Annotated in this window: 12 protein-coding genes and 4 tRNA genes; 8 read left to right on the top strand and 8 right to left on the bottom strand. The window is 72.4% G+C overall.

What is annotated here, in order from left to right; all coding sequences use genetic code 11:
• Positions 1 to 375: 375 nt before the first annotated feature.
• From OG710_RS13365 to OG710_RS13355, 3 genes are all read right to left on the bottom strand, one after another.
• Positions 376 to 1,341: a DUF5926 family protein gene (locus OG710_RS13365; protein ID WP_330239540.1), complete on the bottom strand. Its 966-nt coding sequence runs from the start codon at positions 1,339 to 1,341 to the stop codon at positions 376 to 378.
• 246 nt (positions 1,342 to 1,587) lie between these two features.
• Positions 1,588 to 2,130, bottom strand: coding sequence for an ATP-binding protein (locus OG710_RS13360; protein ID WP_330239539.1), 543 nt, complete (start codon positions 2,128 to 2,130; stop codon positions 1,588 to 1,590).
• Positions 2,131 to 2,393: 263 nt separating this feature from the next.
• Positions 2,394 to 3,206, bottom strand: a complete 813-nt coding sequence (locus OG710_RS13355; protein ID WP_330242235.1) for a glycerophosphodiester phosphodiesterase family protein — start codon at positions 3,204 to 3,206, stop codon at positions 2,394 to 2,396.
• A 225-nt stretch (positions 3,207 to 3,431) separates the two neighbouring features.
• Between OG710_RS13355 and OG710_RS13350 the strand changes: the two genes are divergently transcribed.
• Both OG710_RS13350 and OG710_RS13345 read left to right on the top strand, forming a co-directional pair.
• Positions 3,432 to 4,991, top strand: a complete 1,560-nt coding sequence (locus tag OG710_RS13350; RefSeq protein ID WP_330239538.1) for a S1C family serine protease — start codon at positions 3,432 to 3,434, stop codon at positions 4,989 to 4,991.
• A gap of 53 nt (positions 4,992 to 5,044) precedes the next feature.
• Positions 5,045 to 5,129, top strand: a tRNA-Ser gene (locus OG710_RS13345).
• Between the two features lie 54 nt (positions 5,130 to 5,183).
• On the opposite strand, the gene OG710_RS13340 is transcribed toward OG710_RS13345, so the two are convergent.
• Positions 5,184 to 5,717, bottom strand: a complete 534-nt coding sequence (locus tag OG710_RS13340) for an NUDIX hydrolase (protein ID WP_330239537.1) — start codon at positions 5,715 to 5,717, stop codon at positions 5,184 to 5,186.
• An 81-nt stretch (positions 5,718 to 5,798) separates the two neighbouring features.
• On the opposite strand from OG710_RS13340, the gene OG710_RS13335 reads away from it, so the two are divergent.
• From OG710_RS13335 to OG710_RS13325, 3 genes are all read left to right on the top strand, one after another.
• Positions 5,799 to 5,873: transfer RNA gene (locus OG710_RS13335), tRNA-Trp, on the top strand.
• Between the two features lie 197 nt (positions 5,874 to 6,070).
• Positions 6,071 to 6,712: a SigE family RNA polymerase sigma factor gene (locus OG710_RS13330; RefSeq protein WP_330239536.1), complete on the top strand. Its 642-nt coding sequence runs from the start codon at positions 6,071 to 6,073 to the stop codon at positions 6,710 to 6,712.
• Between the two features lie 248 nt (positions 6,713 to 6,960).
• A complete protein-coding gene (locus OG710_RS13325; RefSeq protein WP_330239535.1) occupies positions 6,961 to 8,610 on the top strand; it encodes a long-chain fatty acid--CoA ligase in 1,650 nt (549 codons plus the stop codon).
• Positions 8,611 to 8,709: 99 nt separating this feature from the next.
• Here the strand turns inward: OG710_RS13325 and OG710_RS13320 are convergent, their stop codons facing one another.
• The 3 genes from OG710_RS13320 to OG710_RS13310 form a co-directional block, all read right to left on the bottom strand.
• Complete coding sequence (locus tag OG710_RS13320; protein WP_330239534.1) at positions 8,710 to 13,524, bottom strand: PAS domain-containing protein; 4,815 nt, start codon at positions 13,522 to 13,524, stop codon at positions 8,710 to 8,712.
• A gap of 211 nt (positions 13,525 to 13,735) precedes the next feature.
• Positions 13,736 to 14,191, bottom strand: a complete 456-nt coding sequence (locus OG710_RS13315; protein ID WP_330239533.1) for an SSI family serine proteinase inhibitor — start codon at positions 14,189 to 14,191, stop codon at positions 13,736 to 13,738.
• Between the two features lie 131 nt (positions 14,192 to 14,322).
• Positions 14,323 to 15,155 (bottom strand): IS5 family transposase gene (locus OG710_RS13310; RefSeq protein ID WP_443064224.1). Its coding sequence is split into 2 segments (ribosomal slippage): positions 14,323 to 14,813 and positions 14,813 to 15,155, totalling 834 coding nucleotides; the frame shifts between segments, so codons are not numbered across the junction.
• Between the two features lie 124 nt (positions 15,156 to 15,279).
• Between OG710_RS13310 and OG710_RS13305 the strand changes: the two genes are divergently transcribed.
• From OG710_RS13305 to OG710_RS13295, 3 genes are all read left to right on the top strand, one after another.
• Positions 15,280 to 15,371 (top strand) — tRNA-Ser (locus OG710_RS13305).
• Between the two features lie 162 nt (positions 15,372 to 15,533).
• Positions 15,534 to 15,606, top strand: a tRNA-Arg gene (locus OG710_RS13300).
• A 289-nt stretch (positions 15,607 to 15,895) separates the two neighbouring features.
• The gene (locus OG710_RS13295; protein ID WP_330239532.1) at positions 15,896 to 16,084 is read left to right on the top strand and encodes a hypothetical protein; all 189 of its coding nucleotides are present in this window, start codon (positions 15,896 to 15,898) and stop codon (positions 16,082 to 16,084) included.
• 308 nt (positions 16,085 to 16,392) lie between these two features.
• Here the strand turns inward: OG710_RS13295 and OG710_RS13290 are convergent, their stop codons facing one another.
• On the bottom strand, positions 16,393 to 17,148 hold the full coding sequence (locus tag OG710_RS13290; RefSeq protein ID WP_330239531.1) for a thioesterase II family protein: 756 nt from the start codon (positions 17,146 to 17,148) through the stop codon (positions 16,393 to 16,395).
• Positions 17,149 to 17,153: the final 5 nt, after the last annotated feature.

The raw sequence follows: 17,153 nt of genomic DNA, 5'->3' as shown, positions 1-17,153 counted from the left end.
CCGGGCCTTTCGATGGCGCCCCGGCCGGTCGTTCCCGGTCCGCCGGGGGTTCAACCGCCGTACTGTGCGGCAGGGCTGACGGCGGGCCACCGCGAGGGGAAGAGGGGCGGCGGGGAGCCGGGGGGGGGTCTGCGGGGCGCCTGCGCGGGGCTCGTACGAGGGGCGGCGCGGCCCGGTGGGCGCGGCGCGCGCCGTACCCGGAAATGAGGATGCCCGATCGCTGGCGACGGGGGATGCACCAGCGACCGGGCTTCTAGAACGGTAACAAGAGATCTGCCGTTCGCAAATTCGATCTCGCGTATTCGGACAGCGATTTACCTGCCAGTACGGGTAGTTGTGACGGGAGTCACCGTCCGAACCGTGTAGGCGACACCGTCAGCTGAGCGTCACCTGGCGGTTGGTGAGGCCGCCCCGCGCCCTGCGCTCCTCGGCGGTGAGCGGCGCGTCCGACGCGAGCGCCGTCGCGAGCCGCTCCGCGAACGCGGCGGCGGGCTTCTCGCAGTCCTCGGCGCTCATCGCGCTCGGCAGGTCCCAGACCGGAACCATCAGCCCGTGCGCCCGGAACGAACCGACCAGCCGGGTCCCCTCGCCGAGCGACGTCTCACCCGCCGCGTGCAGCCGGGCGAGCGCGTCGAGGAGCTGCTCCTCGGCGTGCGGCATGACCCAGCGCAGGTGGCTCTTCTCCGGCGTCTCGCACCAGTAGGCGGCGTCCACGCCGGAGAGCAGGGCGGTCGGGATCGCCGCCTCGTTCGCACGCTCCAGCGAGGCGGACACCTCGGCCGTGGCGTTCTCCGCGTCCGGCACCCAGAACTCGAAGCCGGTGTGCACGACCGGCTCGAAGGGCGCGTCGGCGGCCAGCAGGTCCTGCAGCCGGGGCCCGTCGGCCGGCACACGGCGGGCGGCCACCGGCGAACCGGGCTCGGCCTCCAGCGCGCGCCGCAGGGTGTCCGCGAGGTCCCGGCTCAGGTCGCCGGACGAGGTGTCGTTCTGGAGCGCGAGCAGGACGGAGCCGTCCTCGCGGCGCAGCGCGGGCCAGGCCATCGGAAGGACCGTCGCCAGCGTCACCGCGGGCACGCCCTCGGGCAGCCCGTCCTTGAGCGTCAGCTCCACCGTGGCCGCGGGCACCAGCTCGCGCAGCGCGACCCAGTCGCACTCCCCGGCCAGGCCCTCGAACGGACGCTGCACCAGCTCGGTCACGGCCTGGGCCGCGGCGCGGCCGTGACACGCCTTGTAGCGGCGGCCCGAACCGCACGGGCAGGGTTCACGAGCCCCGACGACCGGGATCTCGCCGTCCTTGAGCTGCTGCTTCCCGGCCTTGGACTGAGGGCGCTTCTTCGCCATGGTGGGCTTACTCCCGATTGCGACGGTGCGGTCCGGCCCGCGAGCCCGGGGTGTTTCCGGCGGATCTTCGTGGGCCCGCGACGATCTGTCGCACAGACCCTAGCCGTCCCGCCGCCCACCGGGGCACAACAGCCCGCGCGACTGCCCGGTCCGGGCGCCGAGGCGGGTACCCGGCACTTGCCCGACGTACGAACCGGGCCTGCGGAACGGACGTACGAGCCGGGTGTACGCCTTCAGCCCGCGCGCTCAGCCCACATCGTCGAACGCGTCATCGAACATGCCGGTGAAGTCCAGCCCATCGAGGCCCGGCACACCGAGCCCCGCCGTATCGAGCCCCGGCACGACCGTCGTCTTCCGCGCGCTCGGCAGACCGGTCATACCGGTCGTCCGCGCACTGCCGCGCCCGCCCGGCCGTTCGCCGGACCGGCCCGGGGAATCGTGGTCCCCGTCGACCTGCACCCAGACCGTGACCTCGCCCGAGACGTCGTCGCGTACGCCCCACTCGCGGGCCAGGGCGCTGATGATGTTGAGCCCCCGTCCGCCGCGCGCGGTCACCGAAGGCGTAGCCGGAACCGGCCTGGTCGGGCCGCCTCCGTCCGTCACCTCGACGGTCAGTCCGCCCGTCCGGTCGACGCACCAGGCGGCGCGTACGTCGCCGTCGCCCCGCTCCGTCTGCCGGCCCAGCGGCCTGCCGTGCCGGCAGGCGTTGCTGAGCAGTTCGGAAAGAATCAGCACCGCGTCGTCGACGACCGAATCCGACACCCCGTGGCTGCGCAGCTGTTCGCGCATCCGTCGCCTTGCCCGACCCACGCCCGCAGGACCATGGGGAACGGCCATGCTCGACGACGTGGGCACCTCCTGTGCCACCATCAACGCCACCCCCGAGACCTCCTTTGCCCCCACGCCACGGTGTGGATGCCCTCCAGGGCTCTGCCGGAAACCGGCCAAGGGTCTGTCAGTGACGCACTCGACACGATCGGGCACACTCCGAGTGCGCCGGTGTACTCCCTGTAGTTGATCTACCCATGTGCAGATGCGCAGGTATGCAGGTATTACGAGCGGCCCAGCTGGGCCAGGACCTGCTTGGGCCGGTTGGTGATGATGGCCTCCACGCCGAGCCGTACGCACAGATCGACGTCCTCCGGCTCGTTGACCGTCCACACATGGGCCCGGTGCCCCGCCCGGTGCAGTCGCTCGATGTAACCGGGATGGCTGCGCACGATCCGCATGCTGGGGCCGGCGACCCGCGCGCCCGCGGGCAGCCGCCCGTCGCGCAGCCGGGGGGAGACGAACTGCATCAGGTACACGGTGGGCAGATGGGGTACGGCGTCCCGGACGCGGTGCAGCGAGCGGGCCGAGAAGCTCATGACGCGTACCGGTGACGGGGAGCCGGTCGGTGGGGGCGCGTCGAGTTCGAAGCGTTTCAGCAGGTGCAGCAGCCGCTCCTCGACCTGCCCCGCCCAGCGGGTGGGGTGCTTGGTCTCGACGGCCAGCTGGAGAGGCCGCCCGGCGGCTCGCGTCTCGACGAGCAGTTCGAGCAGTCGTTCGAGGGTGAGTACGGAGGTCAGCTCGCCCGGTACCGGGTCCCAGTCGGGGGACTCGGACTCGTCGCGGTCCTTCCACGAGCCGAAGTCGAGAGCGGCGAGGGCGTTCAGCTCCAGGGCGGAGACCGCGCCGCGCCCGTTGGACGTACGGTTCACCCTGCGGTCGTGTACGCAGACGAGATGGCCGTCGGCCGTCAGGCGTACGTCGCACTCCAGGGCGTCGGCACCGTCCTCGATCGCCTTGCGGTACGCGGCGAGGGTGTGTTCGGGCGCGTCGTCGGACGCGCCGCGGTGGGCGATGACCTGGATGGGATGCTGCATGGGGTGCTGCTGCCGTGCTTGGGTCACCGAGTCATGGTGTCACCGCGGGAAGACGGCTGTGGGCAGCTTGCGACGCGGGCCCGTTTTGTCCGATGTAAGGGCCGTGCGCGGATGCACAGCTCCTGCTTACAGTGGCCTGACGTGTTGTGGGAAAAGCTGACTCCAGACACGTACACAGCGGATCTCTTGCCGAACGACTGACGTGGAACCGAGGAGTAAAGAGCTGTGAGCACAGAGAACGAGGGCAACGAGGGCACCGGGGCCGAGGGCGCCTCGTCCGTTCCGTCCGCACCTCCCGTGCCGGCCGACGCTCCCCAGGCGCACCCCGAGGACACGCCCCCCGCCGCGACGCCCCCGGCGGCACCGGACCCGCACGCGGCGCCGGCCACCTCGGCCCCGCAGCCCGCACCGGGTACGCCGGACCCGCAGCCGGCCTCCCCCGCGCCGCAGGCCCACCCCGCGTATCCCGTGCCGGACGGGGCGACCGCGCAGATGGCCGCGGTCCCGGCATCCCCCCAGTACGCGCCTCCGGCCCCGCCGCAGTCCGCGGCCGACGCCGGCTGGCCGCCGCCGCCTCCGCCCGCCGCCCCGGCGTACGCGCAGACGGCGTACGGCAGCGGCGGCGGCCCGGTGTGGGGCGCGCCCGGCGGACCGCAGACCCACGAGTCGCCGCGCAAGCGGGGCGGGGGCGGGTTGGTGGCCGCCGTGGTGGTGGCCGCGCTGGTGGCGGGCGGCATCGGCGGCGCCCTCGGCTTCTGGGCGGCGGACCGCAACAACGACTCCGGTTCGACGACGGTCGCGGCCTCGTCCAACCCGCAGGACCTCAAGCGCGACCCGGGCACGGTCGCCGGTGTGGCCGCCAAGGCGCTGCCGAGCGTGGTGACGATCGAGGCGCAGGGCGGCAACGGCGAGGGCGGCACGGGCACCGGCTTCGTGTACGACAAGGAGGGCCACATCCTCACGAACAACCACGTGGTGGCCTCCGCCGCGGAGAGCGGCCAGCTGACGGCGACGTTCTCCAACGGCAAGAAGTACGACGCCGAGGTGGTCGGCCGGGCGCAGGGCTACGACGTGGCCGTCATCAAGCTGAAGAACCCGCCGAAGTCGCTGGCCCCGCTGCCGCTTGGCAACTCGGACCAGGTGGCGGTCGGCGACTCGACGATCGCGATCGGTGCCCCGTTCGGCCTGTCCAACACGGTCACCACGGGCATCATCAGCGCGAAGAACCGCCCGGTCGCCTCCGGTGACGGCAACGGCGGCAGCAACTCGTACATGAGCGCCCTGCAGACGGACGCCTCGATCAACCCCGGCAACTCGGGCGGCCCGCTGCTCAGCGCGGGCGGCGCGGTCATCGGGATCAACTCGGCGATCCAGTCGACCGGCAGCATCGGGCAGAGCCAGGCCGGCTCCATCGGCCTCGGCTTCGCGATCCCGATCAACCAGGCGAAGACCGTCGCCCAGCAGCTGATCAAGACCGGTCAGCCGGTCTACCCGGTCATCGGCGCGACGGTCACGATGGACGAGAAGAACGGCGGCGCCGTCATCGCGGACCGGGGCGCGGGCGGCACGGACGCGGTCACGAAGAACGGCCCGGCGGCCAAGGCGGGCCTGCGGGCCGGCGACGTCATCACGAAGTTCAACGACACCGTCATCGACAGCGGCCCGACCCTGATCGGCGAGATCTGGACCCACAAGCCGGGCGACCGCGTCACCCTGACCTACGAGCGCGACGGCAAGACGGCAACGGCCGAAGTGACCCTGGGCGAGCGCAAGGGCGACAGCTGACCGGCTAGGCTGTTCCCCGCGCCGGACCGGTCCACACCGACCGCCCGGCGCGGGGTGGGTTGCCCGAGCGGCCTAAGGGAACGGTCTTGAAAACCGTCGTGGCGCGAGTCACCGTGGGTTCAAATCCCACACCCACCGCAGTGACGAAGAGGGCGGGTCTCCTGGTGGAGGCCCGCCCTTCGGCTTGCCGGGTCAGCGGATCGACTCGTCCATGAGGATGTAGAGCAGGCCGACGAGGGTGCCGCTGCTGACGATCTCGCGGCGGTCGATCATGCCCCGGAGGTCGGTCAGCGGAATCCACTCGATGCGGTCGGACTCGTTCCTCTCGGTCGGCGGGCCCTCGTACGTGGCGCCGTCGGCGAGGAAGAGGTGGTGTTCGGAGTCGGTGATGCCGGCGGCCGGTTCCGCGAAGATCAGGGGCTTCAGCGGGCCGGGGCGCCAGCCGGTCTCCTCCAGGACCTCGCGGGCCGCCGCCTCGGCCGGTGTCTCGTCGTCCTCGACCAGACCCATGGGCAGTTCCCAGGCCCAGGTGTCCGTGATGAAGCGGTGCCGCCACATCATCAGCACCTCGCGCCGCTCGTTGACCACGGCTGCCACGGCCAGGTGACGGAGTTTGACGACGTGGTGCTCGAAGCGGTTGCCGTCCGGGGTCTCGATGTCGGCCAGCCACAGGTTGAGCCAGCTGTTCTCGTAGACCGGGCGTTCCCCGTGAACCTTCCACCGCATCGTGATCCCCCTCCTGATCGGTTTTCAGCATCGCAGAGTGGAGAGGCGATCGGGGCGGGGTCCTAGGATGACGGCAGGGGCGGGGCTGTAGCGCAGAGGTCGTCGCGCGCGGTCTCCAAAACCGTGAGGACGCCGGTTCGAATCCGGCCGGGTCCGCCCTGTCTTCCCCCTTCGGGAGGTCTCTACGCGGCCCGCGCCCCGGGGGTTCGTCTCAGGGGTGACCCGGAGTACCGGGGTGCCCTCTCCTCCACCCGTAGGAGGTCGAGCGGGGACCGGTCCTACACCCTGAGGGGGACGAGGTTTCGGGACCTGGGGGCGATCCGGCGGGCGGGCCCCGCTCCTAGCGTGGAGCCATGACCACGCCAGTCCGTACGGGCACCCACAGGGGGGCCGCACCGGTACGCACGTCGGCCGCAGTACGCAGCTTCGCGCCGGCGCGCACATCGGGCGCCCCCGCGCGCCCCTCGCGCGGTGCGCGCGCGTCGGTGGCGCCGCACCTCCCGTATCCCTCGTTCACCTCGTTCGTGGAGGCGCGCGGGCCGGTGCTGCTGCGGGCCGCGCGCTCGCTCACCGCCAACCCCAGCGACGCCGAGGACCTGCTGCAGACGGCGCTCACCAAGACGTACGTCGCCTGGGACCGGATCGAGGACCACCGGGCGCTCGACGGCTATGTGCGCCGGGCCCTTCTCAACACCAGAACCTCGCAGTGGCGCAAGCGCAAGGTCGACGAGTTCGCCTGCGACGAACTGCCCGAGCAGGAGGCGGCGCCCGGCCCCGACCCCGCGGAGCGGCAGTCGCTGCACGACGCCATGTGGCGCGCGGTGCTGAAGCTGCCGACCCGGCAGCGGGCCATGGTCGTGCTGCGCTACTACGAGGACCTGAGCGAGGCGCAGACCGCCGAGGTGCTCGGCGTGTCCGTCGGCACGGTCAAGAGCGCGGTCTCCCGTGCGCTCGGGAAGCTGCGCCTGGACCCGGAGCTGACGCCGGTCCGCTGAGCGGGCGCGTCACGACCCGGCCCGCCGACACCGGTTTCGCCGCGCCGTCCCCGTACAGCAGCGTCTCCGGTCCGATCCCCCCGTAGGCGGAACGTAAAGCGGAACGGAAACGTCCGTTGTCCGTCACGGACGGTACGAAATTGGCGGACGTCACCGATTCGTACCCTCGCGGCTAGTGACATACCGCTCGGTATGTGAGCAGAATCAGCGGAACCCTACTGCCGCGTAGCGCCTACCGGGAGGACGCCGTGCTGAGCACCATGCAGGACGTACCGCTGACTGTCACCCGCATCCTGACGCATGGGATGACGATTCACGGGAAGTCGCAGGTCACGACCTGGACCGGAGTGCCGGAGCCGCACCGGCGCAGCTTCGCCGAGATCGGCCGGCGCGCCACGCAGCTCGCCAACGCCCTGCGCGACGAAATCGGCATCGACGCAGATCAGCGCGTCGCGACGCTCATGTGGAACAACGCGGAGCATGTCGAGGCATACCTGGCCATTCCGTCCATGGGCGCCGTCCTGCACACGCTGAATCTCCGCCTCCCCGCCGAACAGCTGGTCTGGATCGTCAAGCACGCCGACGACCGGGCCGTCATCGTCAACGGCTCCCTGCTGCCGCTCATCGCGCCGCTGCTTCCCCAGCTGACGTCGCTGAAACACCTGATCGTGTCGGGCCCCGGCGACCGTTCCGTCCTGGACGGCGCGGCGGTGCGCGTGCACGACTACGAGGAACTGCTCGCCGGCCGCCCCACCACCTTCGACTGGCCCGAGCTGGACGAGCGCCAGGCCGCCGCCATGTGCTACACCTCCGGCACGACGGGCGACCCCAAGGGCGTCGTCTACTCCCACCGCTCCATCTACCTGCACTCCATGCAGGTCAACATGTCCGAGTCGATGGGCCTGACCGACAAGGACACGACCCTTGTGGTCGTGCCGCAGTTTCACGTGAACGCGTGGGGGCTGCCCCACTCGACGTTCATGTCCGGCGTCAACATGCTGATGCCGGACCGTTTCCTCCAGCCCGCGCCGCTCGCCGACATGATCGAGCGCGAGCGCCCCACGCACGCCGCCGCCGTCCCCACCATCTGGCAGGGACTGCTCGCCGAGGTCACCGCGAACCCGCGCGACCTCACCTCCATGGCCAACGTCACGATCGGCGGCGCCGCCTGCCCGCCCTCCCTCATGGAGGCGTACGACAAGCTCGGCGTGCGCCTCTGCCACGCCTGGGGCATGACGGAGACCTCCCCCCTCGGCACCATGGCCAACCCGCCCGCAGGGCTGACCGCCGAGGAGGAGTGGCCCTACCGCGTCACCCAGGGCCGCTTCCCGGCCGGCGTCGAGGCGCGGCTGGTCGGGCCGGGCGGCGAGCACCTGCCGTGGGACGGCCGCTCGGCCGGAGAGCTGGAGGTACGGGGCCCCTGGATCGCGGGCGCGTACTACGGCGGCGCGGACGGCGAGATGCTGCGCCCCGAGGACAAGTTCAGCGAGGACGGCTGGCTGAAGACCGGTGACGTCGGTGTGATCAGCGAGGGCGGCTTCCTCACGCTCACCGACCGCGCCAAGGACGTCATCAAGTCCGGCGGCGAGTGGATCTCCAGCGTCGAACTGGAGAACGCCCTGATGGCGCACCCGGACGTCGCGGAGGCGGCCGTCGTGGCCGTTCCGGACGACAAGTGGGGCGAGCGCCCGCTCGCGACGGTCGTCCTCAAGGAGGGCGCCACCGCCGACTACGAGGCGCTGCGCGCCTTCCTCGCCGACTCCGGCATCGCGAAGTGGCAGCTGCCCGAGCGCTGGTCGGTCATCCCGTCCGTGCCGAAGACGAGCGTCGGCAAGTTCGACAAGAAGGTCATCCGCAAGCAGTACGCGGGCGGCGAGCTGGACGTCACGCAGCTCTGATCCGCTGTCCGGACAGCGTGAGGGCGGTACGGGCAGACAGAGCGAGGGCGGTACGGGTGCCTACCCGTACCGCCGTCGTCGTATGCCTCGGTGCGCCGGTCAGTTCGTGCCGATCTTCGCCAGCAGGTCCACGATGCGGGACTGCACCTCTTCGCTCGTCGAGCGCTCCGCCAGGAACAGCACGGTCTCGCCGGAGCTGAGCCTCGGCAACTCGGACTGGTCGATGCCGGCCGAGGTGTAGACGACCAGCGGCGTGCGGTTCAGCTGCCCGTTGGCGCGCAGCCAGTCCACGATGCCCGCCCGGCGGCGGCGCACCTGCATCAGGTCCATCACCACCAGGTTCGGCCGCATCCGGGTCGCCAGCGAGACCGCCTCGCTGTCCGTCGCGGCGCAGGCCACCTGCATGCCCCGGCGCTCCAGCGTCTCCGTCAGCGCGACCGCGATGTCCTCGTGCTCGTCGATCAGCAGGACGCGCGGCGGATGCTGCTCGCTGTCGCGCGGCGCGAGCGCCTTCAGGAGTACGGCGGGGTCGGCACCGTACGCCGCCTCCCGCGACGCCTGTCCCAGACCGGCCGTCACCAGAACAGGCACCTCGGCCGCCACGGCGGCCTGCCGCAGGGACTGCAACGCCTTTCGGGTGATCGGACCCGTCAGCGGGTCTACGAACAGCGCGGCAGGGAACGCGGCGATCTGCGCGTCCACCTCCTCGCGCGAGTGCACGATCACCGGCCGGTAGCCGCGATCGCTCAGCGCCTGCTGCGTGGAGACGTCGGGCGCGGGCCAGACCAGCAGACGGCGCGGGTTGTCCAGCGGCTCGGGCGGCAGCTCGTCGTCCACGGGCTGCGGCGAGGGCCGATTGGCGACCTCGACCGCGCCACCGGGACCGTCCAGCGGCTCGGGCCCCTCGGCCGCGCCCTCGTCGGGGGCGCCGATGGCGTACGCGCGGCCCTCGGCCGGAGGCGCGGAGAGCAACTGACCGGAGCCCTGCCCGTGCACGGTGCCGGCGGGGGCGGCGGCCGTGGGAGCGGGTGCCGCGGGGGCGGCGGGTGCCGGTGTGGGGAGCGCGGGGCGCTCGTCCTGATCGGGCTCGGGCGGGGCGGCGAGCTTGCGGCGGCGGCCGACACTGCTGCCGGCGCCGCTGCCACTGCTCACGCCGCCGCCGAGCGTCTGGTTCTGCTGGTGGGTGATGTGCTGGGAGAACGGCACGCCCTGCCCGAGCGTGCGCACGCTGAACGCGCGCCCCTGCGTCGAGTCGGCCGACGCCGGCATGGGCGCCTCGGCGGGCAACGGCTGCCGCCGCGCGTCGGGCGCGGGCGCCAGGGTGCGCGGACGGGCCGGGGGTGTGGCGGGCGTGGCGGCGTCGGGGGCCGCGGTGCCGGTGGTGTGGGCGGTACGCCCGGTGCTCTGCGTTTCGGGCAGGACGGGGCCTTGCCCGGACGCGTCGTTGTCGGCCCGGACGGCGGGGGGCGCGGGTTCTGTGGCGGGGATGGCGGTGCCAGGGGTTCCTGGGGCCGGAGGGGCGGCGTGGATGCCGTGGGGCGGAGTGCCGGGGGTGGGCATGCCGTGGGCAGGGGTGCCGGTGGCAGGGGCGGGCATGGCGTGAGCCGGGGTGTCGTGAGCCGACGTGCCGGTCGCCGGGGCGGGGGGAGTCGGCATGCCGTGGGCGGGGGTGGCCGTCGCGGGGGTGCCGTGGGCTGGAGTGCCGGGGGCCGGGGTTCCGTGGCTCGGGGTTCCGGTGGCCGGGGCGGGGGCGGGCATGCCGTGGGGCGGGGTGCCGCCCGGAGTTCCCGTCGCCGGAGTGTGGGCAGCGGGCATCCCGTGGGCCGGAGTCCCAGGTGCCGGAGCCGGAGCCGCCGGGGGCGCGGCCGACTGGTCGGCTGCGGCCGGCAGGGCGAACGGGCCGGGCTGTTCGGCCGGGGTTTCCGGCGTGGTCTGTGCGGGCAGCACGAAGGGCGCGTTGGCCTGGGCACCGGGCATCGACTGTTCTGCCGGGGCGCCCGGCACCGGCTGTCCCGCTGGAACACCGGGCATCGGCTGTTCGGCAGCGGGCACAGAGGGCGCAGGAGCCCCAGGCGCAGGAGGCCCGGGCGGCGCGGGCGTCCCCGCCTGGGCCGGCAGCGCGAACGGAGCGGGCTGGGCCGCCTGCGGGCCCGTGTCACTGCCGTGGCGGGCCCGGCGTCGGCCGGTGGGCGCGGGCTGGGCCTGCGGCGGCACGGGGGCGTGCTCCGGCGCACCGGACACGGCATCGGGCGCGGGGCCGGAACTGTCCTGCGTACCGGCCGAAGCCTCGCCCATACCCACGCCGCGCCCGTACGAACCGTCCCCGCCGGCCGCCTGCGCCTCGGCATGCGAAGGGGCGCGGTCCGCGTCGGCGGGAGGCAGCGCGAAGGGGACGCGCGGTCCGGCGTCTGCGGCGGCACGGTCCTGGGCGGCCGCCAGCGCGCGGCGCGCCCGCCGACCGGTCGGCTGCGGTGCCGGTGCCGGTGCAGAAGCGGACGCTTCCGGAGACGGCGGAGAGGCGATCGCACCAGGGGCGTCGTCGAGGTTCGAGAAGGCGGCGGCAGCGGAGGACTCCACGGCGTTGACGACCGGAGGAAGGGCCGGCCGGCCCTCGTCGCCGGGGTTGCCCCGGTGACCACCGGCCGCGACCGGCAGCTGCGCCTCGGCCGGGACGCCCTGCGGCGGCACCGTCTGCCCGAGCTGCGGGCGGCCTCCCTGCGCCCCCTCGGCGGCGGTGACCACGGCACCCTCCGCCGGAGCGGCAGCGGGCAGCGCCAGGGCCTGACCCGGTGCCTGGGCGCCCGTTTCGGCGGGGCTGGGGCGCCCGCGGCGGCGCCCGGAGCCCTCCGCCTGCTGGGCGGGGATCAGTTCGTTCGGCGCCGCCTCGGGGGCGGGCGCCGCACGGCGCGCGCGCCGGCGCCCGGTCGGGGCGGCCGCGCCGGTGTCCCCGGGGGCCGCTTGCGGCTCACCGGAGCCGTCGGAGCCGCCCACGGGGCTCTCCAGGAAGGCGTCGGTGGACGAACGCCGTGCCCGGCGCCGCCCCCTTCCCGCCTCGGGCACCTCGGAAACAGCAGGAACCTGGCCCGCATGATCGGGCTCCGCACCGGGAAGGGCCCCGGCCGGAACGTGCGCCTCGGCACCCACCGGAGGAGCCGCCACTGCAGGAACCACCGGAGGAGCCACCCCAGGAGCCGCCTCCACCGCCGGAAGCGCCACCGCAGGCGCCTCCGCCACCGCCACCGTCCCCGCACCCGCGCCGATCGGCACCTCCAGCACGTACGCACTGCCGCTCATGCCCGGCATCTCGTGCGTCTGGAGCACCCCGCCGTGCGCGCGGACGATGCCGCTCACGATCGGCACGTGCACCGGGTCGCCCCCGGCGAACGGCCCGCGCACCTCGATGCGCACGACGTCACCGCGCTGAGCGGCGGCGACGACGATGGTCGAGTCCACATAGCCGCCACCCGGCACGAGCCGGGCCTTGCCGGTCGAGTCGACACCGGCGACATCCGCGACGAGATGGGCGACGGCGGTCACCAGACGCCCGGCGTCGACCTCCGCCTCGATCGGCGGAGCGTGCACCGCGAACTGCGCGCGGCCGGGCCCGATCAGCTCGACCGCGGCGTCGATACCCGCGGTGACGACCCCGTCGAGCAGCACCCGCGACTTGATCAGCTCTTCCGCGCCGCTGTCGAGGCGCTGGTAGCCGAGAACGTTGTCGATGAGCGTCGTCATGCGCGCGTAACCGGCGGCCAGGTGGTGAAGGATCTGATTCGCCTCGGGCCACAGCTGGCCGGCGGGGTCGGCGGCGAGCGCCGACAGTTCGCCGCGCAGTTCCTCCAGGGGCCCGCGCAGCGACTCGCCGAGCACGGCGGTGAGCTGGGCGTGCCGGGCGGTGAGGTCCGTCAGCCGCTCGGTCTGCTTCTCCAGCTCGGAGGCGTAACGCTCGGTGCGGTCGGCGAGCTCGGCGGCGTGCGCCTCCTTGAGGGCGGCGGTCTCGGCGGCGTGCCGTTCGGTGAGCTCGGCGACGGCGGCGGTGTGGTTCGCGGTCAGCTCGGCGATCTCGTCCCTGCGCCGCTTGTCCAGCTCCTCGTAGGGGCGACGGTCGGTGAACGTCATCACGGCACCGACGAGCTGGTCACCGTCGCGGACGGGCGCGGTGGTCAGGTCGACCGGCACCTGTTCCCCGCTCTTGGCCCACAAAACCTGGCCGCGCACCCGATGCTTGCGCCCCGACTTGAGCGTGTCGGCGAGCGGCGACTCCTCGTACGGGAACGGCTCGCCCTCCGCGCGCGAGTGCAGGATCAGCGGGTGCAGCTCCTTGCCGCCGAGGTCGCTGGCCCGGAAGCCGAGGATCTGCGCGGCGGCGGGGTTGACGAGGACGACCCGGCCGTCCGTGTCCGTGCCGACGACACCCTCGGCCGCGGCCCGCAGGATCATCTCGGTCTGGCGCTGCGAGCGGGCCAGCTCGGCCTCGGTGTCCACGGTGCCCGAGAGGTCGCGCACGACGAGCATCAGCAGCTCGTCGCCCGTATAGCCGCCACCGCCGCCGTACGAGCCCTGGACGTCCTTGTACGCCGCCTGCCCGTCCTCCAGGCTGGCGCTCGTCACCTCTACGGGGTACTCGTGGCCGTCGGTGCGCCGCGCGACCATGCGCGTGGGCTTCGTACGGCCGCGCTCGTCCGCAGCCTCCGGCCTGCGCATCGACCCCGGGATCAGCTTGGAGTCGAACTCCGGCAGCAGATCGAGCAGCCCGCGACCGACGAGCGCGGTGCCCGGCGTCTCGAACATTTCGAGGGCGATGGTGTTGGCGTTGACGACCGTACCGTTGCAGTTGACGAGCAGGAGCCCGTCCGGAAGGGCATCGAGTATGGCTGCGAGGCGAGCAGCGCCTCGGGATGGCCTGCTGCTCACGACGACGGTTCCTCCCTGATTACTGCACCTTGCCGACAGCGGCCCCATCTTGCCCCTCGGGCCCCGGGCTGTCACTGAAGGAGTCTAAAGGCAGGGGCGGGGCGCGGGACTGCGGATGAGGGGGAGCTCTCACCAAGGTGTGATGCACGGCTTGTACGGCTCCGACCCTCGTCGAACCCCGTGCGGACCGGCCGCCGGGGTCGGGGACGGGTCACCTCACGTTCGGCAGAACCGGGCGGGCGCCGTTCCATCGGGCGATCTCGCACCCGTTGGTCCGCGCGAACCGGGCGTCGACGCGGTGCCCGTGCCAGGTGCCGGTGACACGGGCGGTGGCTTCCCCGCCGTACTGCTGCGTACACATCGCGTTGCGGGGAACGGGGGCGAACGGGTTCCTGCCCTGCAGCCTCAGCTGCTCCAGCCGCTCGCAGGCCTGCGCCGCGGCCGGGTGGCTCCCGCCGGCGGGCCCGCACTCCAGCTCGTACGTCCCGTCCGCCTCGGGGTTCCCGGAGCCGGCCACGACCACGGTGAGCCGGGTGTCGTCGGCGGGGCCCTGCAGCAGCGGCAGCGACAGGGGCAGCGGCAGCGGCCCGGCCGCGGAGGCGGCGGGCGCGGCGGCGGACAGCGCGGCGAGGGACGCGACAGCGGTGAGGGCGAGACGGCGCATCATTTGCGGACTCCTGTGGCGGCTGAACCTGCGGGGGCGGCGCCCCCGCCATGCCTAACGCGCCACTCGGCCCGGCGTTGCGCGCGGCAACCGCTTTGCCCTCGCGGCCGACTCCCTAGGGGGTGTCCGGAAAGTCATGGGAGCCAGAGTTGGAGGCAGGCGAGGGTGACCATTGCTTGGTAGTGGGCGGCTCGTTTGTCGTAGCGAGTGGCCAGGGCCCGGTTCTGCTTGAGCCGGCTGAAGCAGCGCTCGACGACGTTGCGCCGCCGGTAGGCGGTCCGATCGAGCCGGCAGAGACTTTCGCCGCGGCGCAGGCGCCCGTTGATCTGGTCGATCCGCTCGGGAATCGTCGCGGCGATCCCGCGCCGACGCAGGTAGGCACGGATCCTGCGGGCCGAGTAGCCCTTGTCCGCCACGACCCGCTCGGGCCGGGTCCGGGGTCTGCCCGGCCCCGGCCGGGCGATCCGGATGCGTTCCATGACCGGCTCGAACTGGGTGCAGTCGTTCACGTTCCCGCCGGTCAGGGTGAAGGCCAGGGGGCGTCCCCGACCGTCGCAGGCCAGGTGGATCTTGCTGGTCAGCCCGCCGCGCGACCGGCCGAGCGCCTCGCCCTCCCAGGGCCCCCTTTTCGGGCCCCGGCCGCGTGCTGGTGGGCCCGCACCGTGGTGGAGTCGACACACACGATCGTCCAGTCGACCTGTCCGACGGCGTCACAGTGCTGCTGGACGTGAGCCAGGAGGCGGTCCCAGGTGCCGTCGGCGGACCAGCGGCGGAAGCGTTCGTAGACCGTCTTCCACGGGCCGTAGCGTTCGGGCAGGTCACGCCAGGCGGCCCCGGTGGACAGCTTCCACAGGATCCCGTTCACCACCTGGCGCCGGTCCCGCACCGGCCGGCCCATCCGCCCCGGCGCCAGCAACGGAGCGATCAACGCCCACGACTCATCGGTCAGTTCATGTCGACGCACCACGAACGGAGTAACGAGCGATCGACTTTACGGACACGGCCTAGTACCGTAGGCCGCGATTGGTGGCACAGCGTGTTGCTGTGTCATCATCTGCATGCACCACTCGCGCTCGCGCGGGATGTGCGCTGGAGGCGTCGCCTAGTCCGGTCTATGGCGCCGCACTGCTAATGCGGTTTCGGGGTAACCCCCTGATCGAGGGTTCAAATCCCTCCGCCTCCGCACCACCACCGAAGCCCCGGTCCCCAGGACCGGGGCTTCGCCCGTTCCCGGCATCTGCCCAGATCAGGCAGGGTCCGGACAATGGATTTCGCGTCCCGGCGCAGGTCATGTAATGTTGTTCTCGCAACGCCGACGGGGCAGAAAAAAGCCCCGAAAGCACAAGCACTCGTAGCTTAACGGATAGAGCATCTGACTACGGATCAGAAGGTTGCAGGTTCGAATCCTGCCGAGTGCACAGCAGGCCAGAGGCCCCCAGGAGAAATCCTGGGGGCCTCTCGCGTTGCCCGTGCAGCAACCGGGCCGGCCGGTACCAGGCGAAGAATCCGCTGGGCGATCTTCGGGTGCACCTCGAGCGCGGAGAGCGAACATGCGGGTGAGGTTCCCCGGCGCGGTCGGAGTGCCGTACCTCGTCGTGAAGACGAGGCCGTGTGTGTCCTCCCGGAGTTCGCACGCGGCCTTCCGGTCGCCGATCTGGCGACCTGACCTGCTTTGCCGGCCAGGGAAACAATGACGGAAAGGGCAGTGTGAGCAGACGGCGGTACGTCGCACGTGGAGTGCCGGGCGGGTACAGGATCTGGGACAACAAGGGGCGACGCTGGTGGGGTGATCTCTACGAGCTCTGTCCCGACGATCTTCTGGCAGAGCTGAACAGTCGCGCCGATCCTGACGAGATCACTGCTCTTCTGAAGCGCTACCGCGCGCTGAAGCGGTAGCCGTCATCCGCCTGTGCCCTGCCAAGTGAGTGTTGATGCACCAATTGGAGGATGAGAGGGGCGGGGTCGGCGGTCTGCTCATAGTCCCGAGGCGGCTCCCGGGGACTCTTCCCAGGTGGCGCCCACGGAGTGTCGAGCGGACGTAGGCGGAGGACCACTCGTGACCGCCGAAGAACCCCGTTCGCAGTGCGGCCGCCCGGACGCGTCTTTCCCAGTTGATCGACATGTTCGGCACTGACGGGGCGCGTTCGGCTGGTTGAGGGCTTTCGGCTCCCAGGCAGGCTGCTGTCTGGGAGCCGTTGGTGGGTTTACGTGAGGCGGGTGCGGATCAGGTTGATTACTTCGGGGGCGTGGTCGGTGAGGTAGAAGTGGCCGCCCTTGTAGGTGTGGAAGGTGGTCGTCGACGTGGTGTGGGTGGTCCAGGCTTTGGCTTCCTCGGCGGTCACTTCGGGGTCCTCGGTGCCGTTCAGGACCTCGATGGGGCACGTCAGGGGCGGGCCGGGTTCGTAGCGGTAGGTTTCCGCGGCTTTGTAGTCGGCTCGGATGGCCGGGAGGATCGAGCGGAGGAGCTCTTCGTCGGCCAGGACCGCGGGGTCGGTGCCGCTCATGCGGCGGATGGTCGTCAGGAGTCGGGCGTCCGGCGACAGGTGGACGTTTTCGTTCTCGCGGGGGCGGGAAGGGGCGCGGCGGCCCGAGGCGAAGAGGACGCGCGGGGTCGTACCGGCGGCTTCCAGGCGGAGGGCGACCTCGAAGCCCAGGGTCGCGCCCAGGCTGTGGCCGAAGAGCGCGATCGGGCGGTCGCACCACGGCAGCATTTCGGCGGTGACCAGGTCGGCCAGGCGGCGGACGTCGTCCACGCACGGTTCGGTGCGGCGGTCCTGGCGGCCGGGGTACTGGGCCGCGATCACGTCGATGGCCGGGGCGAGGGTGCGGGAGACCGGGAAGTAGTAGCTCGCCGAGCCCCCCGCGTGGGGCAGGCAGAAGAGGCGTACCGGGGCTTCCTCCGAGGGGTGGAAGCGGCGCAGCCAGACGCTGGTGGCCTTCCGTGTGGTGGGCGTGGGCATGGAGT

It is taken from the genome of Streptomyces sp. NBC_00525 (genome assembly GCF_036346595.1).
In the GTDB taxonomy this organism is placed as follows: domain Bacteria; phylum Actinomycetota; class Actinomycetes; order Streptomycetales; family Streptomycetaceae; genus Streptomyces.
The sequence above is the reverse complement of the archived record's forward strand: the minus strand, read 5'-3'. Positions and strand labels throughout refer to the sequence as shown.